The organism is Clostridium fermenticellae, assembly GCF_003600355.1.
Classification (GTDB): domain Bacteria; phylum Bacillota; class Clostridia; order Clostridiales; family Clostridiaceae; genus Clostridium_AV; species Clostridium_AV fermenticellae.
Genome location: NZ_CP032416.1, coordinates 2,764,824 through 2,782,464 on the forward strand (window position 1 = coordinate 2,764,824; position 17,641 = coordinate 2,782,464).

General features: G+C 31.5%; 17 protein-coding genes and 8 tRNA genes. 3 read left to right on the forward strand and 22 right to left on the reverse strand.

Annotated elements, in window-relative coordinates; genetic code table 11:
- Window positions 1–12 precede the first annotated feature (12 nt).
- From fabK to D4Z93_RS12785, 4 genes are all read right to left on the reverse strand, one after another.
- The gene (fabK, locus tag D4Z93_RS12770; protein ID WP_119974066.1) at window positions 13–957 is read right to left on the reverse strand and encodes an enoyl-[acyl-carrier-protein] reductase FabK; all 945 of its coding nucleotides are present in this window, start codon (window positions 955–957) and stop codon (window positions 13–15) included.
- 98 nt (window positions 958–1,055) lie between these two features.
- On the reverse strand, window positions 1,056–2,027 hold the full coding sequence (locus tag D4Z93_RS12775; RefSeq protein ID WP_119974068.1) for a beta-ketoacyl-ACP synthase III: 972 nt from the start codon (window positions 2,025–2,027) through the stop codon (window positions 1,056–1,058).
- Window positions 2,020–2,496, reverse strand: a complete 477-nt coding sequence (locus tag D4Z93_RS12780) for a MarR family winged helix-turn-helix transcriptional regulator (protein ID WP_119974070.1) — start codon at window positions 2,494–2,496, stop codon at window positions 2,020–2,022. The genes D4Z93_RS12775 and D4Z93_RS12780 overlap by 8 nt, the downstream gene beginning before the upstream one ends.
- A 27-nt stretch (window positions 2,497–2,523) precedes the next feature.
- A complete protein-coding gene (locus D4Z93_RS12785) occupies window positions 2,524–3,606 on the reverse strand; it encodes an NAD(P)H-dependent flavin oxidoreductase (protein ID WP_119974072.1) in 1,083 nt (360 codons plus the stop codon).
- 376 nt (window positions 3,607–3,982) lie between these two features.
- Between D4Z93_RS12785 and D4Z93_RS12790 the strand changes: the two genes are divergently transcribed.
- Both D4Z93_RS12790 and D4Z93_RS12795 read left to right on the forward strand, forming a co-directional pair.
- Window positions 3,983–4,963, forward strand: coding sequence for a DnaD domain protein (locus D4Z93_RS12790; protein WP_119974073.1), 981 nt, complete (start codon window positions 3,983–3,985; stop codon window positions 4,961–4,963).
- On the forward strand, window positions 4,963–5,949 hold the full coding sequence (locus tag D4Z93_RS12795) for an ATP-binding protein (RefSeq protein ID WP_119974075.1): 987 nt from the start codon (window positions 4,963–4,965) through the stop codon (window positions 5,947–5,949). Before D4Z93_RS12790 ends, D4Z93_RS12795 begins: the two co-directional genes overlap by 1 nt.
- 33 nt (window positions 5,950–5,982) lie before the next feature.
- On the opposite strand, the gene D4Z93_RS12800 is transcribed toward D4Z93_RS12795, so the two are convergent.
- The 8 genes from D4Z93_RS12800 to D4Z93_RS12835 form a co-directional block, all read right to left on the reverse strand.
- Window positions 5,983–6,058, reverse strand: a tRNA-Thr gene (locus D4Z93_RS12800).
- 9 nt (window positions 6,059–6,067) lie between these two features.
- Window positions 6,068–6,144 (reverse strand) — tRNA-Asp (locus D4Z93_RS12805).
- 17 nt (window positions 6,145–6,161) lie between these two features.
- Window positions 6,162–6,237 (reverse strand) — tRNA-Val (locus D4Z93_RS12810).
- Window positions 6,238–6,246: 9 nt separating this feature from the next.
- A tRNA-Glu gene (locus D4Z93_RS12815) sits at window positions 6,247–6,321 on the reverse strand.
- 17 nt (window positions 6,322–6,338) lie between these two features.
- Window positions 6,339–6,414: transfer RNA gene (locus D4Z93_RS12820), tRNA-Thr, on the reverse strand.
- A 7-nt stretch (window positions 6,415–6,421) separates the two neighbouring features.
- Window positions 6,422–6,498: transfer RNA gene (locus D4Z93_RS12825), tRNA-Asp, on the reverse strand.
- 17 nt (window positions 6,499–6,515) lie between these two features.
- Window positions 6,516–6,591 (reverse strand) — tRNA-Val (locus D4Z93_RS12830).
- Between the two features lie 9 nt (window positions 6,592–6,600).
- Window positions 6,601–6,675 (reverse strand) — tRNA-Glu (locus D4Z93_RS12835).
- Between the two features lie 260 nt (window positions 6,676–6,935).
- Here D4Z93_RS12835 and D4Z93_RS12840 point away from each other — a divergent pair.
- A complete protein-coding gene (locus tag D4Z93_RS12840; protein WP_119974077.1) occupies window positions 6,936–8,165 on the forward strand; it encodes a BaiN/RdsA family NAD(P)/FAD-dependent oxidoreductase in 1,230 nt (409 codons plus the stop codon).
- A 12-nt stretch (window positions 8,166–8,177) separates the two neighbouring features.
- On the opposite strand, the gene D4Z93_RS12845 is transcribed toward D4Z93_RS12840, so the two are convergent.
- From D4Z93_RS12845 to D4Z93_RS12890, 10 genes are all read right to left on the reverse strand, one after another.
- The gene (locus tag D4Z93_RS12845) at window positions 8,178–8,963 is read right to left on the reverse strand and encodes an acyl-[acyl-carrier-protein] thioesterase (protein WP_423243034.1); all 786 of its coding nucleotides are present in this window, start codon (window positions 8,961–8,963) and stop codon (window positions 8,178–8,180) included.
- Between the two features lie 147 nt (window positions 8,964–9,110).
- On the reverse strand, window positions 9,111–10,397 hold the full coding sequence (locus D4Z93_RS12850) for an adenylosuccinate synthase (RefSeq protein ID WP_119974078.1): 1,287 nt from the start codon (window positions 10,395–10,397) through the stop codon (window positions 9,111–9,113).
- Window positions 10,398–10,434: 37 nt separating this feature from the next.
- Window positions 10,435–11,838 carry an NAD(P)/FAD-dependent oxidoreductase gene (locus D4Z93_RS12855; RefSeq protein ID WP_119974080.1) on the reverse strand — a complete coding sequence of 468 codons (1,404 nt, stop codon included), beginning with the start codon at window positions 11,836–11,838 and terminating at the stop codon, window positions 10,435–10,437.
- A 183-nt stretch (window positions 11,839–12,021) separates the two neighbouring features.
- Window positions 12,022–12,147: a DUF3006 family protein gene (locus D4Z93_RS13705; RefSeq protein WP_119974361.1), complete on the reverse strand. Its 126-nt coding sequence runs from the start codon at window positions 12,145–12,147 to the stop codon at window positions 12,022–12,024.
- Window positions 12,108–12,233 carry a DUF3006 domain-containing protein gene (locus D4Z93_RS12865; RefSeq protein ID WP_119974082.1) on the reverse strand — a complete coding sequence of 42 codons (126 nt, stop codon included), beginning with the start codon at window positions 12,231–12,233 and terminating at the stop codon, window positions 12,108–12,110. The genes D4Z93_RS13705 and D4Z93_RS12865 overlap by 40 nt, the downstream gene beginning before the upstream one ends.
- A 28-nt stretch (window positions 12,234–12,261) precedes the next feature.
- Window positions 12,262–13,083: a sensor histidine kinase gene (locus tag D4Z93_RS12870; RefSeq protein WP_119974083.1), complete on the reverse strand. Its 822-nt coding sequence runs from the start codon at window positions 13,081–13,083 to the stop codon at window positions 12,262–12,264.
- A gap of 207 nt (window positions 13,084–13,290) precedes the next feature.
- Window positions 13,291–13,812, reverse strand: coding sequence for a metal-dependent hydrolase (locus D4Z93_RS12875; protein ID WP_119974085.1), 522 nt, complete (start codon window positions 13,810–13,812; stop codon window positions 13,291–13,293).
- A gap of 160 nt (window positions 13,813–13,972) precedes the next feature.
- The gene (locus tag D4Z93_RS12880; RefSeq protein WP_243105955.1) at window positions 13,973–15,082 is read right to left on the reverse strand and encodes a Ger(x)C family spore germination protein; all 1,110 of its coding nucleotides are present in this window, start codon (window positions 15,080–15,082) and stop codon (window positions 13,973–13,975) included.
- Window positions 15,066–16,160 carry a GerAB/ArcD/ProY family transporter gene (locus tag D4Z93_RS12885; RefSeq protein WP_119974087.1) on the reverse strand — a complete coding sequence of 365 codons (1,095 nt, stop codon included), beginning with the start codon at window positions 16,158–16,160 and terminating at the stop codon, window positions 15,066–15,068. The genes D4Z93_RS12880 and D4Z93_RS12885 overlap by 17 nt, the downstream gene beginning before the upstream one ends.
- Entirely contained in the window at window positions 16,153–17,634 is a 1,482-nt protein-coding gene (locus D4Z93_RS12890; RefSeq protein ID WP_119974089.1) for a spore germination protein, read from the reverse strand. The genes D4Z93_RS12885 and D4Z93_RS12890 overlap by 8 nt, the downstream gene beginning before the upstream one ends.
- Window positions 17,635–17,641: the final 7 nt, after the last annotated feature.

Below are 17,641 nucleotides of genomic sequence, written 5' to 3' on the forward strand. Positions count from 1 at the left end.
ATTTATATATTATTACTTTTTTATCATACTTTCCATTCTATTTAAATCATCCTCAACTTCTGAAAATATTTCTCTTACTATTTCATCACAACTTTGTTCTTTATGTACAAGTCCTGCTATCTGTCCAGCCATAACAGATCCATTGTCAATGTCTCCGTCACGGGCAGCCCTTGAAAGTGCACCTCTTCCCAGTTCCTCTAGCTTTTCTATAGATGCCCCATCTTTTTCTAAAAGCTTAAACTGTCTAGTAAGTCTATTTCTAAGCACACGTACAGGATGACCTGTTCCCGTTCCAGTGACTACTGTATCTATATCCTTGGCTTTTAAAACTCTTTCTTTATATTTTCCATGAACTGTACATTCATTTGCAACAAGAAATCTTGTACCTAGCTGTATTCCTTGAGCCCCAAGCATAAATGCTGCTGCTGCTCCTCTTCCATCTCCAATACCACCTGCAGCAACTACTGGTATATCTACAGCATCTACTACCTGGGGTACTAAAGTCATCGTTGTAAGTTCACCTATATGTCCTCCTGATTCACATCCTTCAGCAATTACTGCATCCACACCTGATCTCTGCATTCTCTTAGCAAGTGCAACCGATGCAACAACCGGTATAACCCTTATGGAATGTTTCTTCCACATATCTATATACTTTCCTGGATTCCCTGCACCTGTTGTCACTACCTTTACTCCTTCTTCACATGCCATCTTAGCAATGGTTTCTGCTGTTTCAGAAAGAAGCATTATATTTACTCCAAATGGTTTATCCGTAAGTTTTTTTGCTTTTCTTATTTCTTGTCTTACCCAATCTACAGGTGCATTACCCGTAATGATTCCAAGACCTCCTGCATTAGATACAGCAGCTGCTAAAGAACTGTCTGCAATCCATGCCATTCCTCCTTGGATAATAGGATACTTTATACCAAGCATCTCGGCAAATTTAGAATTAATCATAGTCATTCCTCCTATATTCCTTTTGATAGTGCACTCTATATTCCACTAATCTTCCTACTTTATAGATCTTCTTATATTCATTTTTATTCATAAGAAGTTTACCACTCAATTACCATACCACCATATGTAAGTCCGCCGCCAAAGCCTATTAAGAGTATTTTATCTCCTTGCTCTATTAAATGCTTTCTTACAATTTCATCTAATGCTATTCCTATACTGGCAGCGGAAGTATTACCATATCTATCCAGGTTCAAATAAAACTTATTTTTATCTATTCCAAGTTCCCTGGCTGCGAATTCTATTATTCTACAATTAGCCTGATGTGGAACTATATATTTTATATCTTTTTCAGTGCATCCAGCATCCTCAAGTAATTTTTTAACTCCATTTATTATTGTTTTTACTCCAAACTTAAATATTTCTCTTCCATCCATAGTAGTCTTATGATTATCATTCGTGTTAGATTCAACATATAGGTTTTCTACAGGTACCGCCTTAGACACTAAAAAACGGCCTTTACTACCAACAGACCCACTATATAAAGATAATATCTTATTTCGATCTGAAACAGTAACTACAGCAGCTCCAGCTCCATCTCCAAATAATATACATGTACTTCTATCCGACCAATCTAATATTTTGGATAAAGTCTCAGCTCCTATAACCAATATAGTCTTTGAATATCCTGTTCTTATAAATTGAGAGGCAATATTTAATCCATATACGAATCCAGAACAAGCTGCAGATATATCAAAACAAGTTGCATTAACTGCACCTATTTTATCCTGTACAACACATGCTGTCGATGGAATAAAATTATCAGGTGTAGCTGTAGCAACTATAATGATATCTATTTCCTCTGGTTTTACATTAGCAGCTTTTAAAGCATTTAAAGCAGCTTTGGATGCCATACTGGATGTGTTTTCTCCCTCTGATATCCTTCTTTCCCTTATACCTGTTCTACTCTTTATCCATTCATCATTAGTTTCCACAACACACGATAAATCATCATTACTAACAATTTTAGGAGGTACATAACTACCTGTACCTATTATTCTAACACTATTCATCACCATTCTCCTTTGAATTATTTCTTAGATCATGCTTCAACTTAAAAAATCGGTTTAATTTTTCCAAAGACTTAATTAATACCTTCTCTTCTTCTTCCGTTATACCTTCTATGGTAGCATTAATCATATCAGAGTGAAACTCTTGATGAATCTTATAAGCAAGCATACCCTTCTGAGTTAACTTTATATAAACTACTCTTCTATCTTTTTGACTCCTGTTTCTTTCTGCATATCCTTTTTTCTCGAGATGGTTTATAGCTGTTGTCAAGGTTCCAAGTGTTATATATAATTGGGATGCTACCTGACTCATACTTTTTGGCTTATCCATACCTATAGCCTCAATTGTATGAATTTCATTAACAGATAAATCCTTAAATAATCCCGATTTAAGAGTTTTTTGTTCTATTCCCAATATATCATTAAAAGTATTAACTAAAAGTTCGTTTAAAATATGTATAGATTTGCTCAATTCATTGATCACTCCTGAATTTAAAGCCTAGTTAAGATCTTCTAAGCTCTTTTCAGCTTGTAGTATTAGTTCTTGCATAAGTTCTTTAACAGTAACAATCCTATCTATTCTATATGAGGAACTTCCAGTAAATATAAGTGCATCCTCAATTTCTCCATTAACTGCATTTATTAAAGCTTTTGTAATACAATAAGGAGCTGTTTTAGGGTCACACTTCTTAAGACAATTATAACACTTAATAGGTGCCAATCTTTTCGATTCCATCTTATCTATAAAGTCATTTCTTATTGCCCTTCCAGGCATACCTACAGGACTTTGTATTATTGATATTCCTTTTTTTGTAGAATTCACATAAGCTTTTTTAAAATTTATATTTGCATCGCACTCTTCTGTTGCTACAAACCTTGTAGCCATCTGTACTCCAGAAGCTCCAAGCTTTAAAAATCGTGCAATATCTTCGCCTGTATAAATTCCACCTGCGGCTACAACAGGAATTTTTTTATTATATTCCTTTTCAAATGGCTTCATAACATCTATAACATCTTTTACTATATCTTCAAGCACAATTTTACCTTCAAGTAACTCTTCTTTACTAAAACCCAAATGTCCACCAGCTTCAGGTCCTTCAACAACAACTAAATCAGGTAACCTTAAATGTTTCCTTATCCATTGTTTAGTAATAATTCTTGCTGCTTTTCCCGATGAAACTATTGGCGCTATTTTTATAGAACTATTCTCGGTAAACTCAGGAAGTCTAAGCGGAAGCCCAGCTCCAGATATTATTATATCTACTTTTTCTTCTATACAAACTTCTATTAATTCCTTATAATCACTTACGGCAACCATCAAATTTACACCAAGTATACCATTTGGACTCAATTCTCTTGCTTTCCTTATTTCTTTTCTTAAAGCCCTTTTATTAGCTTCTACAGTATTAGTTTCAAAATCCGGTTCTCTATATCCTATCTGAACTCCAGATATTACACCTATGCCTCCTTCATTTGATACGGCAGAAGATAGTTTCCATCCGGATATTCCTACTCCCATGCCTCCTTGAATAATAGGTACCTTAGCTGTAATATCTCCTATAACTAATGAAGGTAATTTCATTTAATCGTCCCCTTTATGTAATTTTTGACTATCAAATAGTTTGATAGTCAAAGTATATATTAAAAACAAATTAGTGTCAACGAATACTTAAAGTGCAAAAATCCACATATTAATTATACCAGAAATACAGCATCTCTAATAGCCAATTTGCAATAAATCTATATACACATTATTATTACTTAAATTGAAACAAGTATAACATTTTTATGAAGTTTAGCAATATATTTCATAAAAAGATATATAATAATTATACTTGATAAATAACACAAATGGCAAATTATCCAATTTCATTTTGATTGTTATAAATTTTTTAATTTGTTATAATTACTTATTAGGAAGATTTCAATTATTAATGATTTCAAAGGTGGAATAATATATGAGTACTTTCGTATTTAAAACTAAAAAATCACATTATACTCCTCTAAGCAATATATTTATAGACAAATTTATGCCAAAAGCTCGTGGGGAATTTGTAAAAGTATATATATTAGGTTTAAAATATTGTATCTCAGGTGAACTTGGTGTGAGTGCTGAAATTATTGCTACTAATCTTCATCTCTTAGAGACGGACGTAATAAATGCATGGAATTATTGGAATGATGAAAATGTAGTTAAACTTATTCCAATAGACAATATGGGAAACTATAATGTTGAATTTCTTGATTTAGATGAAACTCCAAAAGAAGATGATAATATAAATCTTTTAGAAGAATTAAATAAAAATTCTACAAAAGACATGCTTCAAGATATAGAAAAATTATTATCAAGACCACTTTCTTCTAAAGAAATGACTATGTATATAAGTTGGTTAAAAGATTTTAACTTTTCACCAGAAATCATATTATTGCTTATTCAATATTGTGTCTCAAAAGGCAAAAATGATTATAGGTACATAGAAAAAATAGCAATCTCATGGTACGATTCCAAAATAAAAAGTGTAGCTGATGCGCAAAATTTTATAAAGAAAAATGAAGATAAATGGATTAAAATAAAAAAGGTATTAAACTACCTTGGAATAAAGGATACAAATATAATGAAACCCCAAGAGAATATGCTAAATAAGTGGATAGAATCCTTTAATTTCTCTTTAGATATCATATTTAAAGCCTGCGAAATATGCTTTGAAAGAATAAATAAGGCTGATTTTAAATATATAGATGCAATACTTGTAAACTGGTATAATGAAGGAATTAAAACATTAGAAGATGTTGATAAAAAAGACAGAAGAAAAAATTTTAGCAAAAATAATCCAAAGTTCAAGCATATAAAAAATAGTTCAGGAACCTTTAATAATTTTGAACAAAGAAATTATAATTTTAACGACTTAGAGAAAAAACTACTAGGGTGGGATAAATAATGATTAAAAAATATCAATTAGAGGTATCTAAAATATATGAGGATATACGTAACTTTGAAAAAAAATCTCTTCATGAAAGAAGAGACCTTATAAAACAAAAGATTCCTCAAATATTTGATATTGAAAAGCAGATAAGCAAACTGTGTTTAAATCTCTCTATGAGTGCTTTAAACAATACAGTGGATAATAAAGATTACTTAAAGTTACTGAGAGAAAAAACAACAAATTTAAGAATAAAAAAATCTGAGCTTTTAGTGAGTAATGGTTATCCAATAGATTTTTTAGATATGCATTACAAATGTTCAAAATGTAATGATACTGGCTTTATAGGTATAAAAAAATGTGACTGCTATAAACAAAAACTCGTAAAATTATACTATGAAAACTCAGACCTGAAAAATTTGCTCACTAAAAATAATTTTGATAAATTTAGCTTTGAACTGTTTTCTGCCCAAAGAAATGATAATGAATATAAAAGTCCCAGAAAAAACATGCAGGAAATAGTATCAAATTGCTGGTCATATATAGAAAATTTTCGAGATTCAAATGAAAATATAATGTTTTTTGGAAATTCAGGTACTGGAAAAACGTTCTTATCAATCTGTATAGCAAAAGAACTATTAGATAAAGGATATTTGGTAGTTTATAGAACCTCAGAAATTTTGCTTCAGGATCTAAAATCTATACGATTCAACAATGATAAAGAACTTGAAGATTTAATATTAAATTGCGATTTACTTATTGTTGATGATCTAGGTTCAGAGCAAATAACCGATTTTTCAAAAACAGAACTATTTAATTTTTTAAATACAAAATTGTTAAAACAGAAAAAAATGCTTATATCAACCAATTGTAGTTTGGAAACTCTATTAAAAAATTATTCAGAAAGAATATCTTCAAGACTTTTAGGAGAATTTACACTACATAAATTTTATGGAGAAGATATACGGATAAAAAAGAATATCCATAATAAAAGAAATCAATAAAAAAGACATTGTACAAAATACAACGTCTTTTTTTGGTGCTGGCAGAAGGCCTCGAACCCTCGACCTACTGATTACAAGTCAGTTGCTCTACCAACTGAGCTATGCCAGCAAAAAAATATGGCGACCTAGAAGGGGATCGAACCCTCGACCTCCGGCGTGACAGGCCGGCACTCTAACCAGCTGAGCCACTAGGCCACACTTTTTTTGATGCATGGTGGGCACAACAGGGCTCGAACCTGTGACCCTCTGCTTGTAAGGCAGATGCTCTCCCAGCTGAGCTATGCGCCCACACATTAATGGTGACCCCTACGGGATTTGAACCCATGATACCACCGTGAAAGGGTGGTGTCTTAACCGCTTGACCAAGGGGCCTTGTTTAAAATATTAAATGGTGCTGGCAGAAGGCCTCGAACCCTCGACCTACTGATTACAAGTCAGTTGCTCTACCAACTGAGCTATGCCAGCAAAAATATGGCGACCTAGAAGGGGATCGAACCCTCGACCTCCGGCGTGACAGGCCGGCACTCTAACCAGCTGAGCCACTAGGCCACACTTTTTTTGATGCATGGTGGGCACAACAGGGCTCGAACCTGTGACCCTCTGCTTGTAAGGCAGATGCTCTCCCAGCTGAGCTATGCGCCCATGCATTAATGGTGACCCCTACGGGATTTGAACCCATGATACCACCGTGAAAGGGTGGTGTCTTAACCGCTTGACCAAGGGGCCTTATCTCTCTAATCAGGTGTTTCTCTCAGCGACCTGACATACACTATAATACAAAATATTATCTAAAGTGTCAACACTTTTTTTAAATTTTTTTCAATACAAATTTAATTCACCCCAGTTATTACCTTATAATTCAATGACTATAGCTGATTTCCTCTACTTATAAATATAGTATTACACAAATGTGATATAATATAAAATGTCACTATTTAAATTTAGACAAAATTTTTATAGTAATTCTAAGTAGAGGTCGTGTTAACATGTTTCATGACATATTAATACTAGGTGGTGGAGCTTCTGGTATAATGTCAGCAATCATCTCAAAGGATATGGGAAAAGATGTGGCTATAATTGAGGGATCACAGAGAATAGGTAATAAAATACTAATGACTGGCAATGGCAGATGCAATATAACAAACAGTGATATATCTCTTGACAGATATCACTGTGAAAGCAAAAATTTTCCTAAATACTCCCTTGAAAATTTTTCTTTGTCTGATACTGAGGATTTCTTTATGAACTTAGGACTTCCTATATCGCTAGCAGACAATAAGAAAATGTACCCATTATCACTCCAGGCTTCTTCTGTTCTTGATATACTGAGAATGGCTTTAGAAGACCGAAGTATACCTGTATACTTAAATAATAAGGTAAAAAATATAGCCACAACTTTAAATGGATTTAAAATTGAGACGAATAGTAATAAATTATTTTCATGCAATAAAATAATTTTATGCTGTGGTGGAAAATCAGCTTCAAACACTGGTTCTGATGGATCCGGATTTACCTTGGCACAGAAGTTAGGTCATAGTATAATTCATCCTCTGCCGGCCCTAGTGCAGCTAAAATTGGCATATAAAAATTTAAAAGCCCTATCTGGTGTAAAATTCAATGGTAATGCGCAGATATTTGTCAATGGAGAACCTCTTAAAAAAGATTTTGGAGAGATACTTTTCACTGACTATGGAATTTCCGGACCACCTATATTACAATTAAGCCGAACAGCTTCCTGTGCACTTTATAAAAATAAATCCGTAAAATTATGTATAGATATGATGCCTAACACACACAGTTCAGTATTAAAAGAATCCTTAGAAAATCACTGGGGTATTTTCAGTTACAGAAGCGTCTTTGATTCTTTTATAGGAATAATAAACAAAAAGATAATACCAATTTTATTAAAAGAAGCATCCATAAAAGATATACATAAACCCTGTTTTGAACTTGGCTGGATGGAAAAACAAAAAATAATCGAACTACTTAAAAACTGGCAATTTACGGTTTCTGGAACAAATGCATTTAAAAATTCGCAAGTCACTGCAGGCGGCGTAAACACAAGTGAAATAAATCCAGTAACACTTGAATCTAAAATAATTAAAAATTTATTTTTTGCGGGGGAAGTGATGGACGTAGATGGCGACTGCGGCGGGTTTAACCTTCAATGGGCATGGAGTTCAGGCTTTACTGCTGGAAAAAGTGCTGCAAAATAATAAAGCAGCATTTTAATTTTTAATCCATACAGTTTTTAGTTTTGCAACTCCCTTTTTATCAGAGTTTCTAACTTCATGTATGCATGTAATATCATTATTATTTTCTTCTATTTGAGTTACAACCTTTATATGTTCTCCATAAGTTATTTCCTTTTCGTAGATTATGCTTATACTTTTCAATTCATAATTATCCACAATGTCAACTGGAATCGTTTCTATTGCCCAGTCAACATATTTTACATTATTCACATGACGATTAGTATCTATGTCTGTATATCTTATATTAAAATTCTCCTCATAATCTATTCGTTCAGGCGATTTTATTTTTTCCATATTTAAGGCCTTATTGTTACTTCTATCTATGCCATATGCATCATACATTTTATCTAAAATTCTTATACTTTTCCTATTTTTAATGTCTATAAAAAACCATAGAGAGTTAGCCTCTGCAATGACATCCCCCTTTTCATCTATCATTTCAAAAGTCCTATACGCATAAAATTTCCTAAGGGAATATGGCATTGTTCTAACTCTCACCTTTTCATTAAACATAGGATATCTTTTTAAATATATATCCCATTTATAGATTACCCACGCCACATTATTTTCCTTTAGATATTCAAGCCCTATTCCCAAATTTTCAGACTGCTGTACTGCAACATCACTAAAAAAGTTCATAAGGCCCGTTATTAAAAGTTTCTTTTTATAATCCACTTCATAGTAATGTACATTGTATTCTTTCTCAGTAATTACTTGCATCTTTTTAGTATCATTACTAACGACTTTTTTATTTTCCATATAAGATCAACCTCCATTTCTATAGTAATAATAAATATACTATACTACAATTTAATAAAACATATCAATTGATTTTAAAACATATATTAAAATAACCGTCTGATTTTAATGTATATCAGACGGTTCAATATTTATATTATATCTCTGCTATATTTCACTAACTCTAATCGTTTGATCTCTCTTTGGACCAACAGAAACTATTGATACTTTTGTATGGGTAAGCTCTTCTATCCTCTTTAAATATAACTTCGCATTCTCAGGAAGTTCATCATAACTTCTTGAATTTTCTATACTTTCATCCCATCCATCAAGTTCTTCATATATGGGTTCACATTCAGCAAGATCTTCTAGACTTGCAGGTACATAATCTATTACCTTTGAACCCATTTTATACCCTACACATATTTTTACCTTTTCAAGTCCAGCCAAAGTATCTATTTTAGTTACCGCAAAGCTTGTAAGGCCAGAAACCCTAGCTGACGTTTTTAATATAACAAGATCAAGCCATCCACACCTTCTTGCCCTACCAGTTGTGACTCCATATTCATGACCTTTTTCTCTTATCCAGTCACCAGTTTTATCAAATAATTCAGTAGGAAATGGTCCTTTGCCTACTCTTGTAGTATATGCTTTAGCTATCCCAACTATATTTGTTATCATTGTAGGACCTACTCCGGCTCCAGTACATACTCCTCCTGCAATTGTATTTGACGAAGTTACATATGGATAAGTTCCATAATCTATATCAAGAAAAGTTCCCTGTGCACCTTCAAATAATACTTTTTTACCACTTTTTATATCGTTGAACACTTCTACTGATATATCTTTTACAAAAGGTTTCAATTTCTTAGAATACCCAAGATATTCATTGTATACAGCATTAAAATCTAAAGTATTTCCTCCATAAACCTTAGTTATTATATCATTTTTAATCTCTATATTTTTTTGAAGCTTCTCTTTAAAAACATCCGTGTGCATTAGATCACAAACTCTTATACCACTTCTTTCGGCTTTATCAGTATAACAAGGTCCTATTCCTTTTCCAGTTGTACCAATATCATTTTTGCCTCTTGATTTTTCTTTTACACCATCTAATATTCTATGATACGGCATTACAACTTGTGCTCTGTCACTTATCATTAAATTATCTGGAGTAACTTTAACACCAAGATCTTCGAGATAATCTATTTCCTCAAAAAGAGATTTAGGATCAAGTACTACACCGTTTCCTATTATATTTAACTTATCTCCATAAAGTATGCCTGATGGTATCAAATGGAGTTTATATTGTTTATCTTCAACTTCAACAGTATGACCTGCATTGTTTCCACCTTGAAATCTAACAACTACCTCTGCACTTTCAGCAAGGTAATCTGTCATCTTACCTTTTCCTTCGTCTCCCCACTGTGCTCCTAATACAATAAATGCTGACATAAAAGTTCCTCCTCATTTCACATAGGTATAAAATTATCTATCTATTCATAATGTCTCTGGCAACAACCACACCCGTTACAGATGCCTGCATAAGTCCTCTTGTTATACCAGCTCCATCCCCTATGGTATATAAATTTTCTATTGATGTTCTGAAATTTTTATTTGTTTCAAATTTGCTTGAATAAAACTTGACCTCAACTCCATATAACAGTGTATTTTTACTGTAAAGCCCTGGTGCTACTTTATCAAATGCTTTTAATGCCTCTACTATTGAAGTCAAATGTCTCTGCGGTAATACAAAACTCAAATCACCTGGTACAGCTGATTTAAGGGTTGGTATTGTTGTGGACTTTTTAAGTCTTGAATAGTCAGTTCTTCTTCCATTTAAAAGGTCACCAAGTCTTTGAACCATTATTCCGCCACCCGTAAGCATATTTCCAAGTTCTGCAATATACTTTCCATAAGTAATCGGCTTATTAAAGGGTTCTGTAAATGTAGTTGATACAAGCATAGCAAAATTAGTATTTTCTGTCCGCAATTCTTTTTCCGAATAGCTATGACCGTTTACCACTGCTATCGAGCCATCATAATGCTCTTCTGACACTACTCCTCCTGGATTCATGCAGAAAGTTCTAACTTTATTATCAAATGTATCTGAATAATATATTAACTTAGCTTCATATAGATATTTAGTAAGGTGATCCATTATGGAGTTTGGCACCTCGACCCTGACACCTATATCCACCGCATTATTTGTAGTTTTAACATTCAACTTTTTTGCTTCATTTGCAAGCCATTCAGCTCCGCCTCTTCCAGGTGCAGCAACCAAATACCTACAATTCACGGTAACCTTGCCATCTGAATTTATGAGTACAACTCCACTAACTTTTCCATTTGATATAATTATATCTTCTACCTCTGTCAGTTCAATAAAATCAGTATTAGTTTCATTAATTAGATGATAATACATCTTTCTCAAAACATTGTAAGCAAGCTCTGTCCCCAGATGCCTTACCGGACATTCTATTAATCTTATATTATGTTTGCTTGCTTCATATTTTATATTATCTATATTTTCATTATTCAAACCATATACAGTCTTATTTGCTCCAAATTTCAAGTATATATCATCACAGTACTTAATTAGGCTTTTTGCTTTATCTTCTGACATATATTCAAGTATTCTTCCGCCTACTTCAGGGCTTAAGGACAATTTTCCATCCGAAAATGCTCCTGCACCAGACCAACCAAATGTTATACCACAAGGTTTACAGTTAACACACCTTCCAGTAGCTCTAGCTGGACATTTTCTGTCCTCTATATTTCTGCCCTTATCTATTATAAGAATACTGAAATCAGGGTTAAGTTTTGCAGTCTCCAAAGCTGTAAATATCCCTGCTGGTCCTGCCCCAACTATAATAATATCATAACTTTTTTTCAAGGTTTATCCCTCCTACCTTATGGTATCAAAACCAAATAAATAAATCAATATAAAATACGAATATTTTTAAATTTTTGTCATGTAAAATTCGTTATATTAAGTGTCAAAATATTAATAAATTTATACTTATTATATAATAAAAATAAAATGGGCATATAGTATAACTATACAACCATTTTCATTTTAATCATTCCAGATATCATTTGTTAACTTTTTAATCTTAACATTTCTTTCATCTGTTTTTTTAATATTTATTTCTATTTTTTCATTTATAGATAATACATCACCTTCCTTAGCACCATCAGGAATTTTTTTTTACATATATTCATAGTACTGCCATCTTTGAGATTTAAGACAGCATATTTTCCTTCAAATCTATCTATTATTGCATACAAAATTATCCCTCCCTTAAAATCTGATAGTCTATAGCGGAGTTAAAAAAAATATATCTTCATATATGTCACTATTTTTTAACGCAAATTTCGAGTCATTTCCCACTTTACATAAGTTTTCATTACCACTGTCAACAAGATGTGATTCCTTGCCAACTTCAAATGTAAGATCAAATTGAAATGATGTACCGATCTTATCTCCATCAATTATTTGAATTCTACCACCCATTAATTCTATAATTTCCTTTACTATGTAAGTCTCAATAATAGAATTACTATTAGAAAACTTCCTGCATAGATTATATATATCATTTTCACACAAATATATACTGGTACTTTTAATTTTAAATCTTAAATTTATTTGTTTTTGATTACTTGATATAATCTCTACTGTAAATGATATTATCCCATGTTTTGAAAACTTTATTACATTTACTATTATAGATCTTACTATTTGTTTCAATCTATAAACATCTCCGATTAATTGACCTGGTATGTTTTGATCTACATACGTTTTAAACTTGATATCATTATCACTAATTTCTTTATCGGACAATTTTATTATATCATTTACGAAATCTTTGAAATCGAATGTAATATTTTCAATATTTATATTGAAAAACTGTATTTTAAAAAAGTCTATTGTCTTATTTAATAAATTAAGTAAATTGCGAGTATTTGATTTTATCAAGTTAAGATTTTGCTTTTGAGCAGTATTTATATTATCCATAAGAATTAAATCTATAGCATCCATCATACTATTTATTGAACTTCTAACATCGTGATTTACGCTGTCTAAAAATCCGTCGATATTCAAAATACAATTACTATTTTCTTCCCTATAACTATACAATTCAACCCCTCCCAAACAGAAAAAATTTCGATATACTCTAAATTTTATTACTTGAATATAAACAAAGTTGAAATTAAATCCTAATCTTATATTTATTTCTTACATCTCTTATAATTTTATCATACTTTGTCCATTTTTTCTATTATATTACATTAATTTGTAAAAATTGTATTCACTTTTACAAATTAAAAGAGCTCTTATAAGCTCTTATAATCTGCCATCCTTTAAGAATGCCTTTAAATTTTTATTTTTAATAAGCCTGATAAAATAATGCGCAATTATTATAAATCCTGTAAACTCTGAAAGATAGTACTTAGGATCAGACACAAGCCGCACTAAATCACTTCTAACCCATTGACCCTCTGGTCTTGTAGGAAACCTCAAACCAAAATACGGCCAAAAAAGCGTATGTGGATAAATCCACATGCTATCAAGTATTAAATGTATGGCACTGCCTACTCCTAAAAATAAAATACTGTTATTTTTATTCCTTTTAAACTGATATATTCCAAGTAAAATAATTATAGTAGAAAATAATACTGTATGTCCAAATATTCGGCTATTGTGAAATGTACTTCTAAATAATACTGCTCCCACTGGTTTATCTATAAGATCCGGTAATATCGCACCTATAAGCACAAATCTATAATCAATATCAGTATATTTACCTATCTTCTCTCCAATTTTTACAGCACCAGTTGTAAGTCCCAAATGCCCAAAAAATATCACTTGATCCATCCCCTTTCAAATACTATTTAATATTATATACTACTATTTTCAGTTATCACACTAAAAAATCTATAGTCAAACAATTAGCTAAAAAATAAAAGATATTCTGGTAAAATAATTTTCATACCAAAATATCCTTAAATATAGTAAATTAAATATATCAATAATCACCTCTTCCCTGATTATTAACCTTAACACTTACATTAACCTTAATGTTAGAATTTGTTATAACATTATTCCAATCTATGCCTTTTTTTCTTCCGTACTTAGCTGCGGCAACTCTTCCAAGCTCTAAAATATCAGTTTTATACTTATCTCTTATTTTGTATATAGTTTCATTGCATATTTTTTGCGCCATACTGGCGATATCACTCTCAAGCTCTCTGATTTTAGCTGGATCATTATAAAGATTCTTAAATAATTCATTATCTAATATAAATCCTTCAAGCTTTAAATCTATTACAAATTTATATTTATCATTTTCTCTGTAACATTTAACTTTTCTTTTAGATGTGGCATAAAAATTCATGTATTTTTTCTGATTTTTCTCAAGTGTAATTATTCCTTTCACATTATTTTCCCTCAGTAGATTTATCGTTTTTGACTCTTCCAAATTGGCTTTTCCAATCATTTTATCTCTATTAAACACTGCAAGTCCTGTGGTTTGAATATCTCCATCTTTAAATTCTATATATGGCAAAAGCAAATTTCTTCCTTCTGAGTCTATCCTAACTAAAGCATCCATAATAGTATATTGTTGCGGAAAAAAATTATACTCTTTTAAATTTTTTACCATTCCCTCAATATATTCAGCCTGGTTCTCCTGGCCCTTCATTTTATGCTTCAGCATATCCTTTGCATTACCTTTGCAAACAACACATGTGGCTCTATCATTTAAGTCTGGATCATTTAAGTTTATATCCATAAGAGTTCTTAAACCATATCTACATGCACTATCTCCTAAAAAAAATACTCTATCTAACCCGAATGCAAATCTCTTATCCGATTTCAATTGTCTGCTCTGTCTTGCTTCACCTATAGTCTTACCACTGGATGTAATTATATCGCTTGATGCCTTACCCCCATCTCCAAATGTCTGTATCAGTGTTGAGATAACATATGTTTCAGTTGAGCAATTTGTATCCACATCTACACCAAATGCAATAGGTATTTGCAAATTTTCAATTACCTCACCTTTTGCATTAATAGAACACGAAACAAAAATTAGTATTATCATAATAATCAGCAATATTTTATGCTTTTTCAACATTATCACCTTTTTTTAAATGTAATAGAATTGTTACTACTATAATATAAATAAAATTAAATATAACATAATAAGGCATTATTTTATCGGTATAGTGCCGCCTCATAGTTGTGGTTCCATATAAACTAGATAAAATTATAATTACGGGATATAAAATTATTGAAAATTTCTGTGAAGAAACCTTTGGTAGTATTCTGCTAAGTCCATAGGAAGAGAAAAAGTGGTAGATTGATAAACATCTAAATATCGTTAATGCCCAAAGTGACATGAATATATATCTAAAACTGGTTATTACCGGTATATCTACACTATCTGATAATGTTAAAACTGGCCACAGATACTTCGGTGAAATATCTATTCCCAGATAAAATATGGTACAAAAAGTAATCAATACATAAACAAACGTGGTGAAACCTATAGCTAATAGATTACATTTCATAAATTTATCCTTTTCTTTGTAAAAAGGGTAAATTAGAAATAATGATTCTGCACCCGTGTACAAGAAACTCATATCCCACCCTGATTTAAGCAGATTTTTTATTCCACAATCAAATACGGGCATAATATTTAAAATACTTCCATACTTTAGTGCTATTACCGGTATAAGGACTAAAACCGTTGTCATATAAAAGAGTACCTCGTTCAATCTGGCAAGTGGTTTCATGCCCTTATATGCCACATAAACTACAACAGTCATAGTAGTAAAAAATATTTGATAATCCTTTAAAAATGTTGTTGTATAAACTTTGAATACATTACTCATTGCAGTAAGTTCAGCTGATTCTATAAATATAAAGAAAGTAACAAATATAATGTTACATATATTACCTATTATTTTCCCAAGGAACCTTGTACTAAGCGCCATAATATCGTCATCTGGATACCTCTTGTAAACATGATTTGCAATTGTACTTATAATTATAGGATACAGTGCACCTACTATACAACTAATCCATCCACATTGCCCAACATCCTTTATGACTACATTAGGAGAGTACAGTAAACCAACTCCAAGGAATATACCTATAGAAAATATTGTTAACTGACTTGAAGTTAAGAATGTATTCTGAATGTTATTCATTGCTCTTCCTCCCAGGTCTTCTTTGCCTTATGGGATTAGTATTTGGTACTATTTCAGGTCTTTTAATCATATCCTTTATAGGTGCTCTTACAAATGTATCTTTCATATCGCTCCATTTAAATTCAAAATATGGAACCCCAAAGTTTTCAAGTGAACAAAGATATGCAAGTATAAAAAAACATCCAATTATTATTCCAAGTACACCAAGCCAGTTAGCCAGTATAATCATTGGAAATGATAAATACCTTATTGAAATTGACATTTGATAATTTGATATTACAAATGAAGCAACTGTTGAAACACCTGCAACTAATAAAGTTGTCGAACTTATAATTTTGGCTTGAAGTGCTGCATCTCCAATTATGATACCTCCAACCACGCTTAAAGTTTGCCCAATTTTGGTTGGGAGTCTTAATCCACCTTCTCTCAAAAACTCTATTATAATCTGTATTCCTATAAGTGACATAAAGGGAGTAAGTATTATTCCTCTTCTTGCTTCAATTAGGGCTTCAACAAACTGAACAGGTATAAGTCCTGCATTAAATTTAATAAAAGTTATATATATAGCTGGCAGTAGAATTACAATAATCGCTGCAATAAATCTTAAAAATCTTTGAAATACAGCTTGCGTCACCCTTCCATAATAGTCTTCTATAGTTTGAAAAAATTCTATAAATGCCGTCGGGTATGTTGTAACATATGGGGTGCCTTCAAGCAAAAAAGCCAATCTTCCTTCCATAAGTGATGCCTCTATAACATCAGGTCTCTCACTTCCTATTGTTTGTGGAAATACACTATAACCATGCTCTTCTATAATTTGTTCAATAACACTAGTGCCAAATACATAATCCTTATCTATTTTATTTATTTTTTCTTCCATGTTTTTTAAAAGTTCTTTATCTGCTATATCATCAATAAACATTATCACAAGATTTGAATGGCTTCTTCTCCCTATATTAAACTTATGTATCTTCAAATTTTTATCCTTTATTCTTCGTCTCATTATACTTATATTTGTATCCAAATTTTCAACAAATCCTTCTCTTGGCCCTCTCAAAGATATGTCAGTGGTTGGTTCTGATATCTGTCTATAACTGCCTCCTGACGTATCTACAATTATAAATTCTGTAGCATTGTCAATTATAATCGCAGTCTTACCATTATTTATATCATCAACAAGTTTACCCATATCATTTTCCATGCTAGTATTACTTGCTGCAATATACTTTTTATTTAAATAATCACTTACATTTTCTACATTTGATATGTCTTCGTTTATATAGAGCATCAATGGCTTTAATATATCTCTATCTATTATGTTTCTGTCAACTAAACCATTCATGTAGATTACCGCAGCATCTAATGAATTTTTATTTCCGATAAATATATTCTTTATTATTAATTCAGACTTATTTCCAATCATGTTTTTTAAATTTTGTATATTATTATTTATTGTTGATTGACTGTTCTTCATATTTTCA